The sequence below is a fragment of the Bergeyella cardium genome, assembly GCF_009914665.1.
In the GTDB taxonomy this organism is placed as follows: Bacteria; Bacteroidota; Bacteroidia; order Flavobacteriales; family Weeksellaceae; genus Bergeyella_A; species Bergeyella_A cardium.
The window spans coordinates 1,661,135-1,678,262 of the sequence record NZ_CP029149.1 but is presented as its reverse complement, the minus strand read 5'-3'; the positions used below and the strand labels follow the sequence as shown (position 1 = coordinate 1,678,262).

Below are 17,128 nucleotides of genomic sequence, written 5' to 3'. Positions count from 1 at the left end.
CTATTGAGTGAAGTTAAAAATCCAACAAACAAACTAAAAATCCTATCATATAAAATATAAACCACAAAGAGTATAATAGAAAACCCATAAAACGAAAAATAAAACCCTAAGAGAGAACTATAAAATCTTATAGATATAATAAAAATTCTAAGAAGTAAAATAAAATATCCAATAAGTGAAATAAAAAATCCAACAAAACACACATAATATAAACATAGAAAAACAATGAAAATAGCTTACGATGCAAAGAGATTCTTCCATAACACATCAGGTCTTGGCAATTATTCTCGGGATCTAATTCGTATAATGGCTCAGAACTACCCTGAAAATAAATATGTACTTCTCGCAAAAGATAAAAACAAACGCGGAGCAGATATTCTATCTCTCGATTCAGTAAGTTTCACTCCTATATCAAAAGGTCTCTTCAGTCGACAGCTCAATATGGGCATTGATGCACAAAATCTAAATGCCGATATATTCCACGGACTCTCTGGAGAACTTCCCCTGCGCTGGAACCAGAAAAAAATTAAAAAGATAGTTACTATCCACGACTTAATATTCGTTCGCTATCCAGCCCTCTACTCTTTCTTTGATAGAAAAATCCATTTCCAAAAGTTTAAATATGCTGCCAAAACGGCAGACCTCATTATCGCTATCTCAGAGCAGACACAAAAAGATATTATAGACTTCTTAAAGGTACCAGAGGATAAAATCCGAGTTGTGTATCAAGGTTGTCATCAAGCATTCAAGGAAAAACTTCCATCAGAATATTTAGCAAAGATAAAGGAGAAATTTTCCCTTCCAGAAAAGTTTTTACTAAATGTAGGGACAATTGAAGAGAGGAAAAACCTTCTTTCCGTCGTACAAGCACTCCACAAAACCGAGATACCACTCGTTGCGGTCGGACGACCTACCTCCTATTTCAAAAAAGTACAGCACGAAGCCCAAAGATTAAATATCAAACTCCTCCACTTACAACACATCACGATGAAAGAGTTAGCGGCAGTCTATCAGCTATCAAACCTATTCATTTATCCAAGCCTCTTTGAGGGCTTTGGCATACCTATTATCGAGGCTCTATACTCAAATATCCCCGTCATTACAAGCAATACAAGTAGTCTTCCAGAAGCTGGAGGGGAATATTCTACATACATTAATCCTCTCGATATAGAAGATATACGATCTAAAATTCTCTTTCTCTGGAATGATTCAGACTATCGAAAGATTAAAATAGAAAAAAACCTTGATTTTGTACAAAAATTTAATGATGACCAAATCTCCAGAGACCTAATATCAGTTTACCAAGAGCTTGTATAATTTATTCTATCTTTGCAATTACTCACACTAACACTATGAATGAAAAAAAAGAAAATATAAATACTCAACCCAGCTCTCATACCAAAACATCTGCTCTGTACAGTCCAAAAGGAAAGTTATTATTCGTAGCGCCTGACTATTACAGTTTTAATGAAGTTGTGCATACTGGGCTTATTAATTACTCAAACTACGAAGTACTTCACTTAAACTCAACAAAAAAGTATAAATACAAAAACTTCGGAGAGAGAGTCTATAATTTCTTCTCTAAATTATTCTTGGGTGTAAATATAAAACACAAGAAGACCAAAGACTATATAAAAAATACCATTGCAAATCAAACTTTTGATGTATTACTCATCAATAGACCAGACACAGTTCACCCATCTGATTTAGAATACATACTCTCCCGATGTGCATATTCTATTGCGATTTTTTGGGACAGTATAGAAAAAATTCCAAGTCAGGAAAAATACATCACAAAATTCGACAGATGCTGCAGCTTCGATAGCTCTGATTGCGAGAAATATAACCTCAAAAAGATAACGAACTTTTACTTTGCAGAAGATAACAGTATCGGTTCTCAAAATATGGTTTGCTACCTTGCAACCTATGATAAAAGAATTAGCGATACCTTAGCCATATTTGATTACTTTAGAAAGAAAGACATATCATCAAAAGGAAAAATCTATACTCACGACAGAGGTTTAATAAAGGAAAACATCCTGCCTCCGTTAGAGATAATTGATCACATTATCCCCTTTTACGAATCGTATAAATACTATTTAGACAGCAAGATTATTTTAGACATTGCTCATAACAATCAAGTCGGGCTATCATTCCGCCCATACGAAGCCTTAGGATTGAAGAAAAAACTCATAACGACGAATAAAAATATTATAAACTACGATTTTTATCATCCTAAAAATATTTTCATAATTGAAGACATTAATAATATAAACATTGATGATTCATTCTTCTATGAAGATTATGTGGAGATAGATAAGGATATCAAAAAGAAATACCATATTAAAAACTGGATTAAAAATATTTTATCCAATGATGAAAAGCACTAAGATATACTTTGTATGCCCCAAAAATAAGTTTGCAAGTGGCGGTATAAAGCAAATTTATAGACAGGTAGAAATACTGCAAAAGAACGGCTACCAAGCATTTGTTCTTCATAAAAAGAAAACAAAAGAAAAGTGGTTTCAATCAAGTGCAGTTATAAAGAGTAGTCCATTTTTATTCAAACTACTAAAATACTTTTTAAGTGGAAAAAAACTTAGTTTTTCAAAAAAAATAAAACTATCTCTGCTCAAAAGACAGAGTGAAACAATAGGTAAGAATGATATATTGGTCTTCCCAGAAATCTATGGAAATGCTATTTACTCTGTAGAGCCAGAAGTAAGGAAAATTATCTTTAATCAAAACTGCTATTATACTTTCAATACATCATCTATAAACAGGAATAATACCTGTGCTCAGGAGAGCATTCAGACAATTATCACAGTATCTGAAGACTCCAAAAACTACTTAGAATACGCCTTTCCAAAATCCGAAATCCATAGGATTAGACTGGGGATTAATCATCATATATTCAACTATTCTGATAAAAAGGAAAAGCAAATCTGCTTTATGCCGAGGAAACTTAGCGAAGATGTAACTCAAGTCATCAATATTTTAAGGCAAAGAGCAGCATCCAAAGGCTGGAAGCTGGTGAGCATAGACAATAAGTCTGAAAAAGAAGTAGCAGAAATAATGAAACAAAGTCTGATATTTTTGAGCTTCAACCATAGAGAAGGCTTCGGGCTACCACCTGCCGAAGCTATGGCGTGCGGATGCTTTGTTATCGGTTATCAAGGGCAGGGAGGTAAGGAATATTTAAAAGCGGAATTCAGCTACCCAATAGCCGAAGGAGATATTATCAGCTTTACAAAAAATATAGAAAGGCTAATGCATAAGTACGAAAGCGACCCTCAATCTATCCTAGAAAAGGGTAAAATGGCATCTGACTTTATCCTCGAAACTTACAGCCTAAAAAATGAAGAAGCTGATATTCTCAAAATCTGGGAGAAAATTCTGCAATAATTTTTTAAAGATAAAATGCCCTGTTAAATATATTTAACACCCCCATACTCAAATATAAAAAAAACAGAGACCTTAGTATCAGGTCTCTGTTTTTCTCTTTCAAAGAATGATAGTAATGATTACCCTCTTGATTTTTCAAGAAGCACCATCATTAGAAAAGATAGCACGATAAGGCTTTCATCTTCATCGGAAATATCTACTAATCTATCGAGCTGGAATCGTCTTCCAATAAAGGATGGCATTTTCTTAAGCCTGAATACTTCTTTCCCAGAGAGGTCTCGAGCCGTATACGAAGGGTTTAGAAAATATCCTGTGAACATTCCAATAATCGGAATCTCTCCTACAATACTATCCCAGACCTTCACCCAACCGTTATCCTCTGTTATTATGAATTTTTCCTGGTCATTCTCATCTACTATTTGGTAAGTAGCTTTCCAGAGAGATTTCACACCTTTTCTCACGAGCCTTCCATATTTTTTATTATCTGGCAGTCCCATAATATCATAGCAGGCATTGAAATCCATCCATCGGTCAGCCTTTATTCTAAAAAGCTCCGTGGTCTTTTTCTGATCACTGAAAATAACAACATCTTCTTTCAGTTTAAACATTTTCTGTCTCACATAAGCTACATAATTACCGTCTTTATCGGTAATGTTAAAGTCACTCGCAAGGGTCGTAAGCTTAAATTTAAAATTAAGCGGATAATTTAGGTTTTTTAAAATCATAATATAATTTTTTATTAGTTCAATATTGGATGATTAGTATTCCTACTCCCTAATGATAAATAGCTGTAGAAGGGAGTTTTTGTTTAAGCCAAGCTAATTCTGCTGTAGAAATTTCAACTCCATTAATGCTTAATGACAATAACTGAGGCAATTCTGCAAGTGGAGAAATATCTTCTATCGGGTTATCACTCAGGTTGAGCCAAAGAAGATTTTTAAGACCCGACAGAGGAGAAATATCCTTAATATGATTAGAATTGAGATCCAAATTTGTGATTTCTGAAAGTTCTGAAAGAGCTTCAAGGCTTTCTATCTGGTTAGAAGCAAGCTCTACTTCACTAAGCTCCTTCATCTGCGAAAGCGCTTTTATATCTCGTATTTTATTCTCTGAAAGGTTGAGCTCCCACATCCCTGTTACAGGTGAAAGGTAGTCTATATTTTCTATAGTATTTCCCAATAAATCTATCCACACAAGGCTTTTATGATACTTAAAATCGGGGATTTCTGATATTCTATTTTCTGGAAACTCACAATAATATTTAAGGCGAACCAATTGAAAGACTTCCTGTAAATCTTCTTCGGACTGAAAGCTCTCAGACGCATTTTCTATGATGAAACTATCATTAAACCCTTTCTTCACCTCATTTGGAAAGTAGATATGAGCCGTGAATATCTTCTTCCATATCGTTGGGAGATTCTTCCACCAGTTCCATTGCTCTTGTGTTTGTGTCGTGCTCATTTTACTTTTTACTTATTGAAAAGCTGCCTCGCGAGCACGAGACAGCTTTATTATTACTTCTTCCTTCTATCGTTTATATTATTTGGAATATTATCATTTGCATTAATTTCTGACTGTGGAATATCCAGATAGAATTTCTTATCATTCGGTTGAAGTGTGAGTGCCGTAGGATGGTTAGCATCTCTTGTAATCCCTCTTTGGAGTCGTTTAGCATCATACCACTCTACTCCCATCTCTGCATAGAGCTCTTTTCTTCTTTCTAAAAGAATCTCTTCTAAGAGTGCTGCTCCCGTATTGGAAGATTGTACTGCATTCGGGTATCTGTTTTTCTGCAATTGGAAAAGGAGTGCATGAGCTGTAGACTCATTTCCTAAATTATACTCTGCCTCTGCTTCTATGAGTATCATTTCTGCTGTACGGATAAGGGTTACATCTACAGCATCTGAGTAAGTAAACTTACTGGTTCTCTGTTTTGTAGTTCCATAGAAATTGTAATCATAGAAAAGTTTCCTAACATCTCCATCTGCAAATTGAGCCACAAAACTCTCATTTGCCCAAGCTGTATCGTACCAAGGGCTTGCAAGGAAGCTACTCGGAGCCGTTTTCCAAGTAACGGTTTGGTCAGGTTTCTGTATAATCCCTAAAATCCATTCTTTATTCTCAGTAGCAGAGTCAAAACCTAATGCATACGCATCCGCATCCAAAGCAGTGACTATATTAGAATTATAGGCGAGCTTAGCATAGTCTCTTGCCTTAGTCCAATAAGCAGCATTTTTAGTATTTCCTGCCATTACTTGGTATATTCTTGCAGCAATGGCATAAGCTACTTGCTTATTAAAGTAGGATTTATCTATTCTGTCATAGCTACCGTAGTCAATAGCTTTCTCTATATCAGAAACGATAAAGTCATACATTTCCTTTTGGCTACTCATCGGTAAGCCTTGGGTAGTATTCGCTTCTTTATAAATAGGAGGAGCAAAGAGGGAAGTATCGTAGGAATAAGTAGTCTGAAACTCCATACTCAGCTCAAAATAGAAAAGAGCCCGCATAGCTAATGCCTGAGCAAGAAGAGGTTTCTTCTCAACTTCTGTTATTGTTGTACTTTTAGAAATACCATTTACAAGAGCATTAGTCTGATTAATCAATTGATAAAAATAATCCCAGGTAAAAGTAGGGCGAGCATTAATAGCATCTATACCCGTATAATTATAATCTCGGGTAAAGAAGTCTGTACTGTTTAGAATAAAGTCATTCCCCTTTACTGTTCTCGCATAATAAACAGACGCTAGATTGGTATATGCCAAGTAGTAAGCATCATCATAGAAACTCGCTCTCATCAGCCTTAAAGTTCCAGTAATATGTGCCATAGCATTTTCCACTGTACTATATACAGTTTCCTCGATAACGGCATCTCTTGGCTGTGGTTCATTAAGATATTCTTCTCTACACGATTGCAGAGTCATCGCCACTGCTAATAGTCCTATAATATATTTCGTTATTTTCATTTCGATTAAATTTTAAATTAAAAACCAAGTGTAAATCCTGCAGAAATCGTCTTGAAAGACGGGGTTCTATCGTCGGTAGTACCAGAAACTCCCTGCTCTGGGTCTATACCTTTATGACTTTGCCAAGTCCAAAGGTTATCTGCCTGTACAAAGAATCTAAGGCTTTTTGCACCTATACCTTCAAGCATTTTTAATATCCTCTGACTGCTGTCTAACAGCTGCTAAACCAGACATTAACCCCGCATAAGTATAGTCATAAATATAACTACCAAAGCTAAAATTAAACAGGATATTCAAGTCTAAATTTTTATACTTAAAATAGTTGGTAAAACCACCCGTGAAGTCTGGTAGAGAAGACCCTTTATAGATTCTGTTCTCTTTCTTATTTGCTTCGTTGTAATCGGTAGTGGTTACTCTGTTACCGTTTGCATCATTAATATACCACTGAGCAAGACCTGTATCAGGATTTACACCTGCCCATTCTGGAAGGAAGAAATCGTATAAAGAGCGACCTTCTTCCCATCTCTTAGTTCCCGTTAGCAATTCTTTTTGTGGGAATTTTGTGATTTTATTTTTAACGAATGAAATATTAAAGTTTGAGTTCCAAGTAAAATTATCAGATTTCACATTTACCGTATTGAGGTTTGCTTCCCAGCCATAGTTTTTTAAACTTGCAATATTGGTTACTATGGATTTATTCCCTGTAGAGCCTGGTAACGGTTTCGCGTAAATCAAATCTACGGAGCTCTTTTCGAAGTATTCTACGCTACCATTTATCCTTCTTTTCAGAACAGCAAAATCAAGTCCTGCATTTACAGTTGCTGTTTTTTCCCAACGCAAATCTCTATCAGACACTCCTCCTAAAACTACCCCTGGATTTTCTCCCTGGTTATATCCTGCATTATAGAGTGTGATGTATGGGAAGTAAGAATCTGTCTGATTATTCCCCAATTCTCCATAAGATGCTCTCAGCTTAAGATTATTGATATTCTTAGAGTCTTTCAGGAAGTTTTCTTTGGAAATTACCCAAGATAAACCACCAGAATAGAACAAGCCCCATCGGGTATCTTTACTGAAACGGGTAGAACCATCGGTACGGAAAGAGCCTTCGAGGAAATACTTACCTCCATAGTTATAAGAGAGCCTTCCCAAATACGAAACCAATCTTTCACGATAGAAATTCCCTGTAATAGATTTCTTCACACTTGCACCATCGAGTACATCTACACCTGTTAAGAAACCAGTGGCTGTAGCAGAGAATGGCTCATAAGTATATTGATATACCTCGAATATCCCTTGCCCATTGAGGTTATGTTCTCCAAAAGATTGATTATAGTTCAAACTGTTGGTAAAGTTAATCGTCTGATTGATATTTCTCACCTGGGTAATACTTCCTTTACTTGTTGCAGCTACATATCCATATCGGTTGTTGCTGTAGCTGTAAGAGTCATAGATATAAAACTCATAACCGAGTTGAGATTTAAAGGTAAGATAAGGAGCAAGTGTAGCTTCCATATACCCATTTACGAGGGTATTGTACCTTCTTATAAGGGTTTTATCATATTTAAGATCTCCCAATATATTATCATTATTTCCTACAGTTGATGGTCTTTTAGAATTAATGCCTGTACCATTACCATAGTCAAGAATAGGATGTCCCTGTGCATCTCTTAGAGGCTGCCCATTTGCATCCATTTTATAGATTGGGTAGATGTTTGGCATTCTGTAAATCCAAGCCATACCACCTTCATATCCTGATTGAGTAGGAATATTTTCATTGGAAGCATTAAATGCGGTTCTGAGCCCTGCATTAAGCCAAGGTTTCAATTTGGAGTCCATATTCATCCTTACGCCTACTCTTTCAAAGTTTGATGACCTCACCATACCGTCCATTTTCAGGTAATCTGTTGCAAAGAAGTATCGTGTATTGGCACTACCACCACTCACATCAAAACGATGCTCCTGTTTAAATGCTGCTTTATTAAGTACAGCATCTTCCCAATTGGTATCCCATCGAAGACCTGCTCCATTTACCACATTACCATTTTCATCTATCGGTCGAGCTACATTATAAGGGTTATAGCCAAGAGTGGTTATTAAATTATCAGATGCGTACTGACCCGCCGCAGCACTGTTTCCTATGGTAAGATTACCCTGTGCATCATAAGTATAGAGCTGGCTGTTTCTAAGCGCCTGCCAAGTGTATTTCATAAAGTCTTCTGCACCGAGGAGCTTATGAAGTTTCACCCCCGGTGAGGATACCCCTACCAATGAAGTGAGATTAAACGAAGGTTTTGCATTGAGCCTCCCGTTTTTAGTTGTGATTACAATTACCCCATTCGCCGCTCTCGAACCATAAAGTGCAGATGATGCCGCATCTTTCAGCACTGTCATCGATTCTATCTGGTCTTGCGGTATGCTGCTCAGGTTACCGTTAAACGGCACTCCATCTAATATAATCAGCGGATAAGTACTCGCAGACATAGAGCCTACCCCGCGAATGTAGATAGATGGCGATGAACCTGGCTGACCGGAGGTATTATAAATATTAACCCCCGCTGTAGAGCCCTGCAATGCTGTACCAATATTGGTTGCTTGTTGCGTCTTAAGGGTCTTACTATCAACGGAGGATACTGCACCTACTATCGCTTCTTTCTTTTGTTTACCGTACGCTACTACTACTACTTCATCTATGCTCGTCACTTTCGTAGAGTCGGTTTTCTTCGTCTGTGCCATAATCATCGTCTGTCCTAAGAAAAACCAAACACCGGCACTCAATACTTTTATTCTCATATCTTTTTTATGTATCATACCTATAATTATAATATGGGTTTTGAATTCCCAAATATGTAAAAAAATATTGATAGCTCAAATTTTTAGCCTAAGTTTTTCCCATTTCATTTTAGGTTTAAATATAAAAACCTACAAATCAAATTAATAAAATTAATGCAATAAAACCTGATTAGCCCATATTTTTATTAAAAACCAATGAACCACCTATAAAATATACTATTTTAAATTTATTCAACAGTATTTATTTCCTACTCCAACTTCATTTTCAATAAATCTACACTAAAAACTATCGATTTATTTCTCCTTTTTCTATTTTAGCCATCAGTGAAGCAAAAAGTTGGAAACCCCATAGGAAATATAAACCTACCGATATAGTAAAAAAATAGAAAAACTCCTTCCCAAAACTTCCCTGAATAAGGAAAAATATTAAGAAGGAGTTTGATAACTATTAATTAAAATCGTAATTAGATTATTCTAATGATAAAATAATTTTTCTTTCCTTTTTGGAGGAGGAGATAGCTTCCCGCAATGAAATCCTCCTCTCGAGCTACAAATGAATCTGCCACCTTCTCTTTATTTACCGAGATGGAATTGCCTTTCAGCTCTCTTTGCGCTTCGCTTTTGGATTTGAGGAAGCCTGTTTTTTCGGAGAGCAGCTCTACGATGCCAGTGCCCAAGACCTCTTCGCGGCGGATTTCTTTCTGAGGTACGCCCTCGAAGATTTCAAGGAAAGTTCGTGGCGCCAATGTTTTTATTTCCTGAGAGGCAGCCCCTCCGAAGAGGATTTCTGATGCTTTTACGGCATTCTCCCAATCCGCTCGAGAATGCACAAGAGTGGTGATTTCCTGTGCGAGCTTTTTCTGTAAAACCCTGAGGTGCGGCGCCTGAGAATGCTCCTCTACGAGAGCAGAAATCTCATCTTTCGAGAGCATTGTAAAGATTTTAATGTAGCGCTCGGCATCGGCATCTGAGGTATTGAGCCAATACTGATAGAACTTATAGGGTGAGGTTTTCTCAGGGTCTAACCAGATATTCCCTCCCTCGCTTTTTCCGAACTTGGTGCCGTCTGCCTTCGTGATAAGCGGGCAGGTCATTGCATACGCCTTACCGCCAGAGATACGCCTAATCATCTCCGTACCCGTAGTGATATTCCCCCATTGGTCAGAGCCGCCCATCTGGAGCGTACACTGCTTTTCTTTGTAGAGATGGAGGAAATCATAGCCCTGAATCAATTGATAAGAAAACTCGGTGAAGGACATTCCATCGGTGTTTTCATTGGGGTCAAATCGTTTCTTTACGGAGTCTTTTGCCATCATATAATTTACAGTAATGTGCTTGCCCACATCACGGATGAAAGAGAGAAAGGAGAAGCCTTTCATCCAATCGTAATTATTAACGAGCTCGGCAGCATTAGGAGCATCACTATCAAAATCGAGAAACTTTGAGAGTTGTTTTTTAATGCCCATAATGTATTGTGCGAGCATTTCCTCAGTCAGGAGATTTCTCTCAGCCGACTTACCAGAGGGGTCGCCAATCATCCCCGTAGCACCACCCACAAGGGCATACGGCTTATGTCCGCAGTTCTGGAAGTGTTTTAGCATCATTATCCCAACCAAATGCCCAATATGCAATGAATCCGCAGTAGGGTCAAATCCTATATATGCCGAACGAAGCCCTTCCATAAGGTGTTCTTCAGTTTCAGGCATTATATCCTGAATCATCCCTCGCCAGCGCAGTTCTTCTACAAAGTTTTTCATTATATAATCCTATTTATTTTCAAAAATTAAGGGAACAAATGTAAGGATTAGCACAGACTTCGCAAAAATAAAAACCCCAGCAATAGGAAAGCCTACTGCTGGGAAAAATACAATTATATGGAAAATCGAAAACTAATTACCTCTTGCAATTTTAAAGTCCTGATAACCTTCGTAGGGCGTTAAATAACCGAAATTCCAACTGCTTTGGAGGAGGTTTTCTAAAAACTCATCTGCCCTGAATCTGTGCGGGTCATACGGCTCTTTTATGTATACATCTACTGCATTTCCTTTTACATTCCACCAGAAAGCGCTCCAGCCTCCTCTAAGCTCCTTTATAATTTCATATACGGTTTTTCCGGTTGCCCTGTGCATTAGCTTGGCAAAAATCTGCCCTTCGGAAGTGGTGAGTTCTCTTAGCTTGGTCTCGTACTGAGAAGCGAGCTCATTTTGCTTATTTCTTATATACTGCCTGCGTTCGCGACCTTTGTATTGTTCTAATTTGTGTTCTAAATCACGATATTGGTCAAGCGCTTCTAGAAAGAGTGGATACACCCTACTGAGTTTTTTATTGATAAAGAAATAATAATTTTTGTCGAGCTGATTATTAAATCTAGGCTTATTGAGAAGGACTAATTCATCTAAAACCACGACCGTTTCTCCATCTATTTCATAAATTTTAGCCTTTTGAGCTTCATCATAATAATAGCGGTTACCGTGCTCATCTACTTTTATCTTATCCTGTGGATACTGGCTTAGAGACTTCACCGTTACCGCTGTATTATCAACCTGAGAATAAGCCCAAATACTTATAAAAAGGAAGAAAATGCTCGTATATTTATTAATATTCATTACTTTTACGCCTTGAATTTTCCAACGACACAAAAACCATTCCTTTCTTATGAATACAAATGAAAAATCATTAGAATTTCTAAAAAACTATCTGAACACTGCCTCTCCTACAGGCTACGAACGCAATGGACAAAAAGTATGGATGGACTACATAAAACCCTATGTAGATACCATAGAAGTAGATCACTACGGTACCTGCTACGGGATTATAAACCCAAATGCAGACTTCAAAGTAGTGATAGAAGCACACGCAGATGAAATCTCTTGGTATGTGAATTATATCACAGATGATGGACTTATCTATGTAATACGAAACGGGGGCTCCGACCAAGCCATTGCTCCCTCCAAAGTGGTAAATATACACGGAGAAAAAGGAATCGTAAAAGGCGTTTTCGGCTGGCCAGCCATACACACACGAATAGGAAGCAAAGACGAACCCACCCCAAAAATTGAAAATATCTTTATAGACTGCGGTGCTTCTTCCAAAGAAGAAGTAGAAAGCCTCGGAATCTATGTGGGCTGTATGATAACCTACCCAGATGAGTTCTTTGAAATGAACGATAAATACTTCGTATGCCGTGCGCTGGACAACCGAATCGGTGGTTTTATGATAGCCGAAGTAGCCCGCCTGCTAAAAGAGAACAAAAAGAAACTCCCTTTCGGACTCTACATTACCAATTCCGTACAAGAAGAAGTGGGGCTATACGGTGCAGATATGATTGCCGACACCATAAAACCCAATATCGCCATCGTAACCGATGTAACCCACGATACTACCACACCGATGATTGACAAGAAAAAAGAAGGCGACCAAAAATGTGGCAACGGTCCTGTGGTATTCTTTGCGCCAAGTGTGCATCACAACATTCGGGAGCTGATTATAAACACCGCTAAGGAGAAAAACATTCCCTACCAAAGAGCCGCTGCAAGCCGCTCCACAGGTACAGACACCGATGCCTTTGCACACTCCAACGGCGGCGTACCCAGTGCCCTCATCTCACTCCCCCTAAGGTATATGCACACCACAGTAGAAATGGTCTCTAAAGAAGATGTTCAGAATGTAATCCAACTCATCTACGAAACCCTCCTTAAAATAAAACCCAAAATGAATTTAAAATACCATTAAAGGGGGGAGACATTGCCTCCTTTATTACTTAGAGGCTTTGCCTCTTTTTTTTAATAAATCACTATGAAAAAAATAGTATTCGCACCGAAGAAAAATCGCCAGATATGGATAGCATTTCTACTTGCCAATGCGGTGTATTTATTGATGATTGTAGTGAGCATCCCTCATCTGCAAATGCTTTCGCAGGGCTTGCCTATATTAGATATGAGACCAAAAGGCTATACACTAAACGAAGTACAAGCGCTATACACCGCCTTAGGAAGCGAGGGGTGCAGCTATTACCTCTTCCCTCAGCTCTTTCTCGATGCGTTTTACCCAGTGCTTTTTGCCTTAGCCTATACTTGGATTATCAGCAGGCTGTTGCAACAGCTCTCCGCAGAAAGCAAATGGCTAAAAATCCTAAGCTATCTACCGCTGCTCACCAGCTTTTTTGATTATTCTGAAAACCTCTGCACCTTTATCGGACTTAAAAGCTACGACGAACTCTCCCCAATGGTGGTTCAATTCGGGAGTATTTTCACGATGATGAAAAATATTTTTGGGATGATGACTTTCAGTGCGGTGATACTCCTCTTTATAGTCTGGATAATACGGAAACGACGCCTTTACTCCACTTAATTATTAAATAAAAAAGAGGCGATGCCTCCTAATAAAAGAAACGATACCTCTAAAAAAAAGGCAATGCCTCCTCCGCTGGGCGTGCTTTTATTTATAAAATGAAAAAAGAGGCAGTACCTCCCTCCTTGCTATCAATTTTTTTAGCAAATTTGCAGCCGATATTAAATGACCGACTTAATTACCTTAATTAGAAAATGAAAATAAAGTATTCTGAGCTTATCGACCAAACGCTCTACTTCCCTACAGAGGAGTTTAATGTAGAGGAAAACAACCTGAAATTTCACAACATCCCACTAATGGAGCTGGTGGAAAAGTTTGGTACGCCACTGAAGTTTAACTATATCCCCAAAATATCGCTGAACATACAGAAGACAAAAACTTGGTTTAAGGAAGCCTTCGAGCGAAATGAATACACAAAAAGCTACCGATACTGCTATTGTACCAAATCCAGCCACTTCAAATTTGTATTAGATGAAGCCTTGAAGAATGATATTTCTATTGAAACCTCATCGGCGTATGATATGGACATCGTGAAATCTCTGTATGAAGAAGGGAAGTTTGATAAAAATATGGAGGTTATCTGCAACGGATTTAAAACCGATGACTACCTCAATAAAATTGCCGATGCCATCAATCAGGGGTTTGAAAACATTATCCCAATCTTGGACAACTACCGAGAGCTGGAAAAGCTCACCGAAAGCATAGACACTACTTTTGATATCGGGATTCGTATCGCCTCTGAGGAAGAACCAAAATTTGAGTTCTATACCTCTCGATTGGGGATTGGTTACAAAGACATCATCCCCTACTACAGCCAAAAAATAGCCGACCACCCAAGTGCAAGGCTTAAAATGTTACATTTCTTCATCAATACGGGGATTAAAGACACGGCTTACTATTGGAACGAGCTCTACAAATGCCTGAGAGTCTACGCAAGGCTCAAAAAAGTAGCACCAGAAGTAGATTCCCTAAACATCGGAGGTGGGCTACCGATAAAAACATCGCTGAACTTTGACTACGATTATCAGTATATGATTAATGAAATCGTGTTTCAAATCAAAAAATTCTGCGAAGAAGAAGGCGTAGAAGAACCGAACATCTATACCGAATTCGGGAGCTTTACTGTAGGCGAAAGCGGGGGGCACCTCTATAAAATCATCGCTCAGAAAAGACAAAACGACAGGGAAAAGTGGAATATGATAGACTCCTCATTTATGACCACCCTACCCGATACTTGGGCCATCTCTCGGCACTTCATTATGCTCCCCCTGAACCGCTGGGAAGATACTTATGAAAGGGTATTCCTCGGTGGGCTTACCTGCGATTCGGATGATTATTATAACTCTGAACAGCACATTAACGCCATCTACCTCCCAACTTATAACGATACCAAGCCACTCTACATCGGGTTTTTCCATACGGGAGCGTACCAAGAGACGATTAGCGGCTATGGTGGAGTGCATCACTGCCTGATGCCTCAGCCCAAGCACATCCTTATAGATACCGATGAGGAGGGGAACTTTACCTATACCGTCTTCCGTGAAGAGCAAAAACCCGAAGAAGTTCTCAAACTTTTAGGATACTAAAACCAAAGCCGAGACCTTTCTCGGCTTTAGTATTCCCTCTCACTTACGAGTTTTTCATATACAATTTTATCAATCGGTAGGTCAAAAGGATTTCCATCGGCTATTGGGTGCCATACGACCTGCTCTATACACGGATCCATTACGAGCAAATCTTCATCGTTTTCCAGTTCTACTTTGTAATAAATGGTAAGGAGCTGCTCATTATCCTTAAACCTGGATACCAGAAAATCCTCCTGAGTATAGAAATGCTCTGCTGATTTTATGCTGAGATTAAGCTCTTCGGCGAGCTCTCTTTGGAGGCATTCGAGGGTACCTTCGCCAAATTCAAGTCCCCCACCTGGGAGTTTTGTAAGGTATTTACCTGCATATTCTTCATTTAAGATAAGGATTTTCTCGTCCTTTATACAGAGGGCATAGACTCGTATATTAAAACTATCTATCATTATTTAAAAATTTAGAGCAAATATACTAAGTTCAAGTTTCTATTTCAGGTTTTTGTAGTCTATGGTTTGGAGGTCGAGTTTGAGGTATTTACCTGCATTATTTATGGTTTTAGGATTTTTAACGCCCATAAGCTCGAGAACTTTTGGATAGACTACCGAAGTAGGGGTAGTTTCGGAGATGATTTCTCCTCTATTCTTTGTATGAACGGAAGCAGAGTACCAAATAAAGAGCGGCACTTGTACGGCTTCTTTATAATCACCGTGTTTATAGGTATCTTTTTCTTTAATCTGTCCGTGGTCGGAGAGATAAACGAGACTTGCATTTTGGTCTTTCAGCAGGTGGAAGATTTGCCCGATAATCTTATCGGTGTATCGTATGGAGTTGTCATAGCATTCATCTATTCCGCCTTGCCATACGGCTTCTTTTGGAGGATATTTATCACAGCAATAGGGGTGGCTCCCATTAATGTGGAGCACGATGAGTTTCTTTCTGTTTGCTCCTTGTTTTAAGATTTGTTTTAGAAGGGGGAGTAGGGCTTCATCATAGCCATTAATGTACTTCTTTTCCTTAGCAAAGCTGGCAATAGCAGTAATGCCCTGCGCCCCTCCCTGCGTGCTGTACCAGTAGGTAGCATAGCCGAGGTGGTTGGCTACATTCAGGATGTTATCGCTGAGCTGTTTCACCTCTCTTCCGTAGTGCTGTATATTGATATTACTAAGGGCGATAGGTACGGCGAGGTTCGTAATAGCCGCAGGTGCATACGCGTTTTGGTAGAGGAGCATATTGGCTTTCTCGGCGAGCTCGGCGGGGGTAGTATCTTTTTCGTAGCCGTAGAGCGACATATTCTGCCTCCTTTGCGACTCTCCTACGAGGACTACGATGGTCTCCACAGGCTCGGTATCTGTACGGCTAAGCTGATAATCTACCGTGGCATTTTTCACCTCTTCCAGTTCTTTTCTCAGGTTATTCGCTCTTAGAAAATCGGACAGATGATAGAAGGTATTTTTAATCATCACTCCCCCTCCCTTATTCTTAATATAGGTATGCTTGAGGGAATAAGCATAAGGCATCACGAGCCAGAGCAGGGAGAAGAACACAGCATATTTTCTGAATTTCGGTGAGAGGTTTTCCTTATCCTTTACCCCACTGCGGAAGAGCATCAGTAGGATGATGTAAAAAACCAAACTCGCTGAGATAGGATAGATTAAGGTGCGTACCATACTCAAACTTTCGGAGACATTGGTCTCTAAGATACTGATGGTCATCCCCACATTAAACCCCTGCTTATAGATAAAGAAGCACGATGCCGAGAGCATAAAATTAAGGCTGAGAAAAAGCAAAAGCACATAGCTCAACCCCCTTAAAACCTTAGTCTTGCTCAGTAAAAAAATACAGAACGAGAGGAAGGATAAAAACATTAGCTCATATTCTACTACCGATCTCAGGGCGCCTGTGGGCGGGGTATTGGGGTTCTCAAAATCCAGTAAATAAGGATAAGACGAAAGAAATCCTACGATGTATAAAACACTGGCTATAATGGCTAAAGCAATCGTTTTCCTGGTCATTTATCTTTTATTTTAATAG

At 38.6% G+C, this 17,128-nt stretch carries 15 protein-coding genes; 6 read left to right on the top strand and 9 right to left on the bottom strand.

From position 1 onward, the window contains the following. Nucleotides 1–225: 225 nt before the first annotated feature. The 3 genes from DBX24_RS07695 to DBX24_RS07685 are packed head-to-tail and all read left to right on the top strand — an operon-like array spanning nt 226 to nt 3,405. Complete coding sequence (locus tag DBX24_RS07695) at nt 226–1,317, top strand: glycosyltransferase family 4 protein (protein ID WP_160224485.1); 1,092 nt, start codon at nt 226–228, stop codon at nt 1,315–1,317. A gap of 35 nt (nt 1,318–1,352) precedes the next feature. Continuing rightward, a complete protein-coding gene (locus DBX24_RS07690; protein WP_260392807.1) occupies nt 1,353–2,390 on the top strand; it encodes a WaaS/CpsH family glycosyltransferase in 1,038 nt (345 codons plus the stop codon). After that, on the top strand, nt 2,374–3,405 hold the full coding sequence (locus DBX24_RS07685) for a glycosyltransferase (protein ID WP_245957190.1): 1,032 nt from the start codon (nt 2,374–2,376) through the stop codon (nt 3,403–3,405). Before DBX24_RS07690 ends, DBX24_RS07685 begins: the two co-directional genes overlap by 17 nt. A 119-nt stretch (nt 3,406–3,524) precedes the next feature. Here DBX24_RS07685 and DBX24_RS07680 read toward each other — a convergent pair whose 3' ends face one another. The 7 genes from DBX24_RS07680 to DBX24_RS07655 form a co-directional block, all read right to left on the bottom strand. Further along, on the bottom strand, nt 3,525–4,130 hold the full coding sequence (locus DBX24_RS07680; RefSeq protein WP_120489214.1) for an LURP-one-related/scramblase family protein: 606 nt from the start codon (nt 4,128–4,130) through the stop codon (nt 3,525–3,527). Nucleotides 4,131–4,179: 49 nt separating this feature from the next. Continuing rightward, nucleotides 4,180–4,866 carry a leucine-rich repeat domain-containing protein gene (locus DBX24_RS07675; protein ID WP_160224484.1) on the bottom strand — a complete coding sequence of 229 codons (687 nt, stop codon included), beginning with the start codon at nt 4,864–4,866 and terminating at the stop codon, nt 4,180–4,182. A 53-nt stretch (nt 4,867–4,919) separates the two neighbouring features. Next, entirely contained in the window at nt 4,920–6,371 is a 1,452-nt protein-coding gene (locus tag DBX24_RS07670; RefSeq protein WP_160224483.1) for a RagB/SusD family nutrient uptake outer membrane protein, read from the bottom strand. A gap of 17 nt (nt 6,372–6,388) precedes the next feature. Beyond that, nucleotides 6,389–6,559 carry a hypothetical protein gene (locus DBX24_RS09445; protein ID WP_260392806.1) on the bottom strand — a complete coding sequence of 57 codons (171 nt, stop codon included), beginning with the start codon at nt 6,557–6,559 and terminating at the stop codon, nt 6,389–6,391. After that, a complete protein-coding gene (locus tag DBX24_RS07665; RefSeq protein WP_260392805.1) occupies nt 6,552–9,182 on the bottom strand; it encodes a SusC/RagA family TonB-linked outer membrane protein in 2,631 nt (876 codons plus the stop codon). The genes DBX24_RS09445 and DBX24_RS07665 overlap by 8 nt, the downstream gene beginning before the upstream one ends. A gap of 446 nt (nt 9,183–9,628) precedes the next feature. Then, nucleotides 9,629–10,921, bottom strand: a complete 1,293-nt coding sequence (tyrS, locus tag DBX24_RS07660; protein ID WP_160224482.1) for a tyrosine--tRNA ligase — start codon at nt 10,919–10,921, stop codon at nt 9,629–9,631. A gap of 132 nt (nt 10,922–11,053) precedes the next feature. Then, nucleotides 11,054–11,770, bottom strand: coding sequence for a DUF4294 domain-containing protein (locus DBX24_RS07655; RefSeq protein ID WP_160224481.1), 717 nt, complete (start codon nt 11,768–11,770; stop codon nt 11,054–11,056). Between the two features lie 49 nt (nt 11,771–11,819). On the opposite strand from DBX24_RS07655, the gene DBX24_RS07650 reads away from it, so the two are divergent. The 3 genes from DBX24_RS07650 (at nt 11,820) to DBX24_RS07640 (ending at nt 15,100) form a co-directional block, all read left to right on the top strand. Next, nucleotides 11,820–12,896 carry a M42 family metallopeptidase gene (locus tag DBX24_RS07650; RefSeq protein ID WP_120489219.1) on the top strand — a complete coding sequence of 359 codons (1,077 nt, stop codon included), beginning with the start codon at nt 11,820–11,822 and terminating at the stop codon, nt 12,894–12,896. Nucleotides 12,897–12,959: 63 nt separating this feature from the next. Continuing rightward, on the top strand, nt 12,960–13,514 hold the full coding sequence (locus DBX24_RS07645) for a hypothetical protein (RefSeq protein ID WP_160224480.1): 555 nt from the start codon (nt 12,960–12,962) through the stop codon (nt 13,512–13,514). Nucleotides 13,515–13,708: 194 nt separating this feature from the next. Further along, a complete protein-coding gene (locus DBX24_RS07640; RefSeq protein WP_120489221.1) occupies nt 13,709–15,100 on the top strand; it encodes a type III PLP-dependent enzyme domain-containing protein in 1,392 nt (463 codons plus the stop codon). A 26-nt stretch (nt 15,101–15,126) separates the two neighbouring features. On the opposite strand, the gene DBX24_RS07635 is transcribed toward DBX24_RS07640, so the two are convergent. Both DBX24_RS07635 and DBX24_RS07630 read right to left on the bottom strand, forming a co-directional pair. Beyond that, nucleotides 15,127–15,543 (bottom strand): NUDIX domain-containing protein, encoded by a 417-nt coding sequence (locus DBX24_RS07635; RefSeq protein ID WP_120489222.1) that lies wholly within the window; start codon nt 15,541–15,543, stop codon nt 15,127–15,129. Between the two features lie 39 nt (nt 15,544–15,582). Next, entirely contained in the window at nt 15,583–17,109 is a 1,527-nt protein-coding gene (locus DBX24_RS07630; RefSeq protein ID WP_260392804.1) for a phosphoethanolamine transferase family protein, read from the bottom strand. Nucleotides 17,110–17,128: the final 19 nt, after the last annotated feature.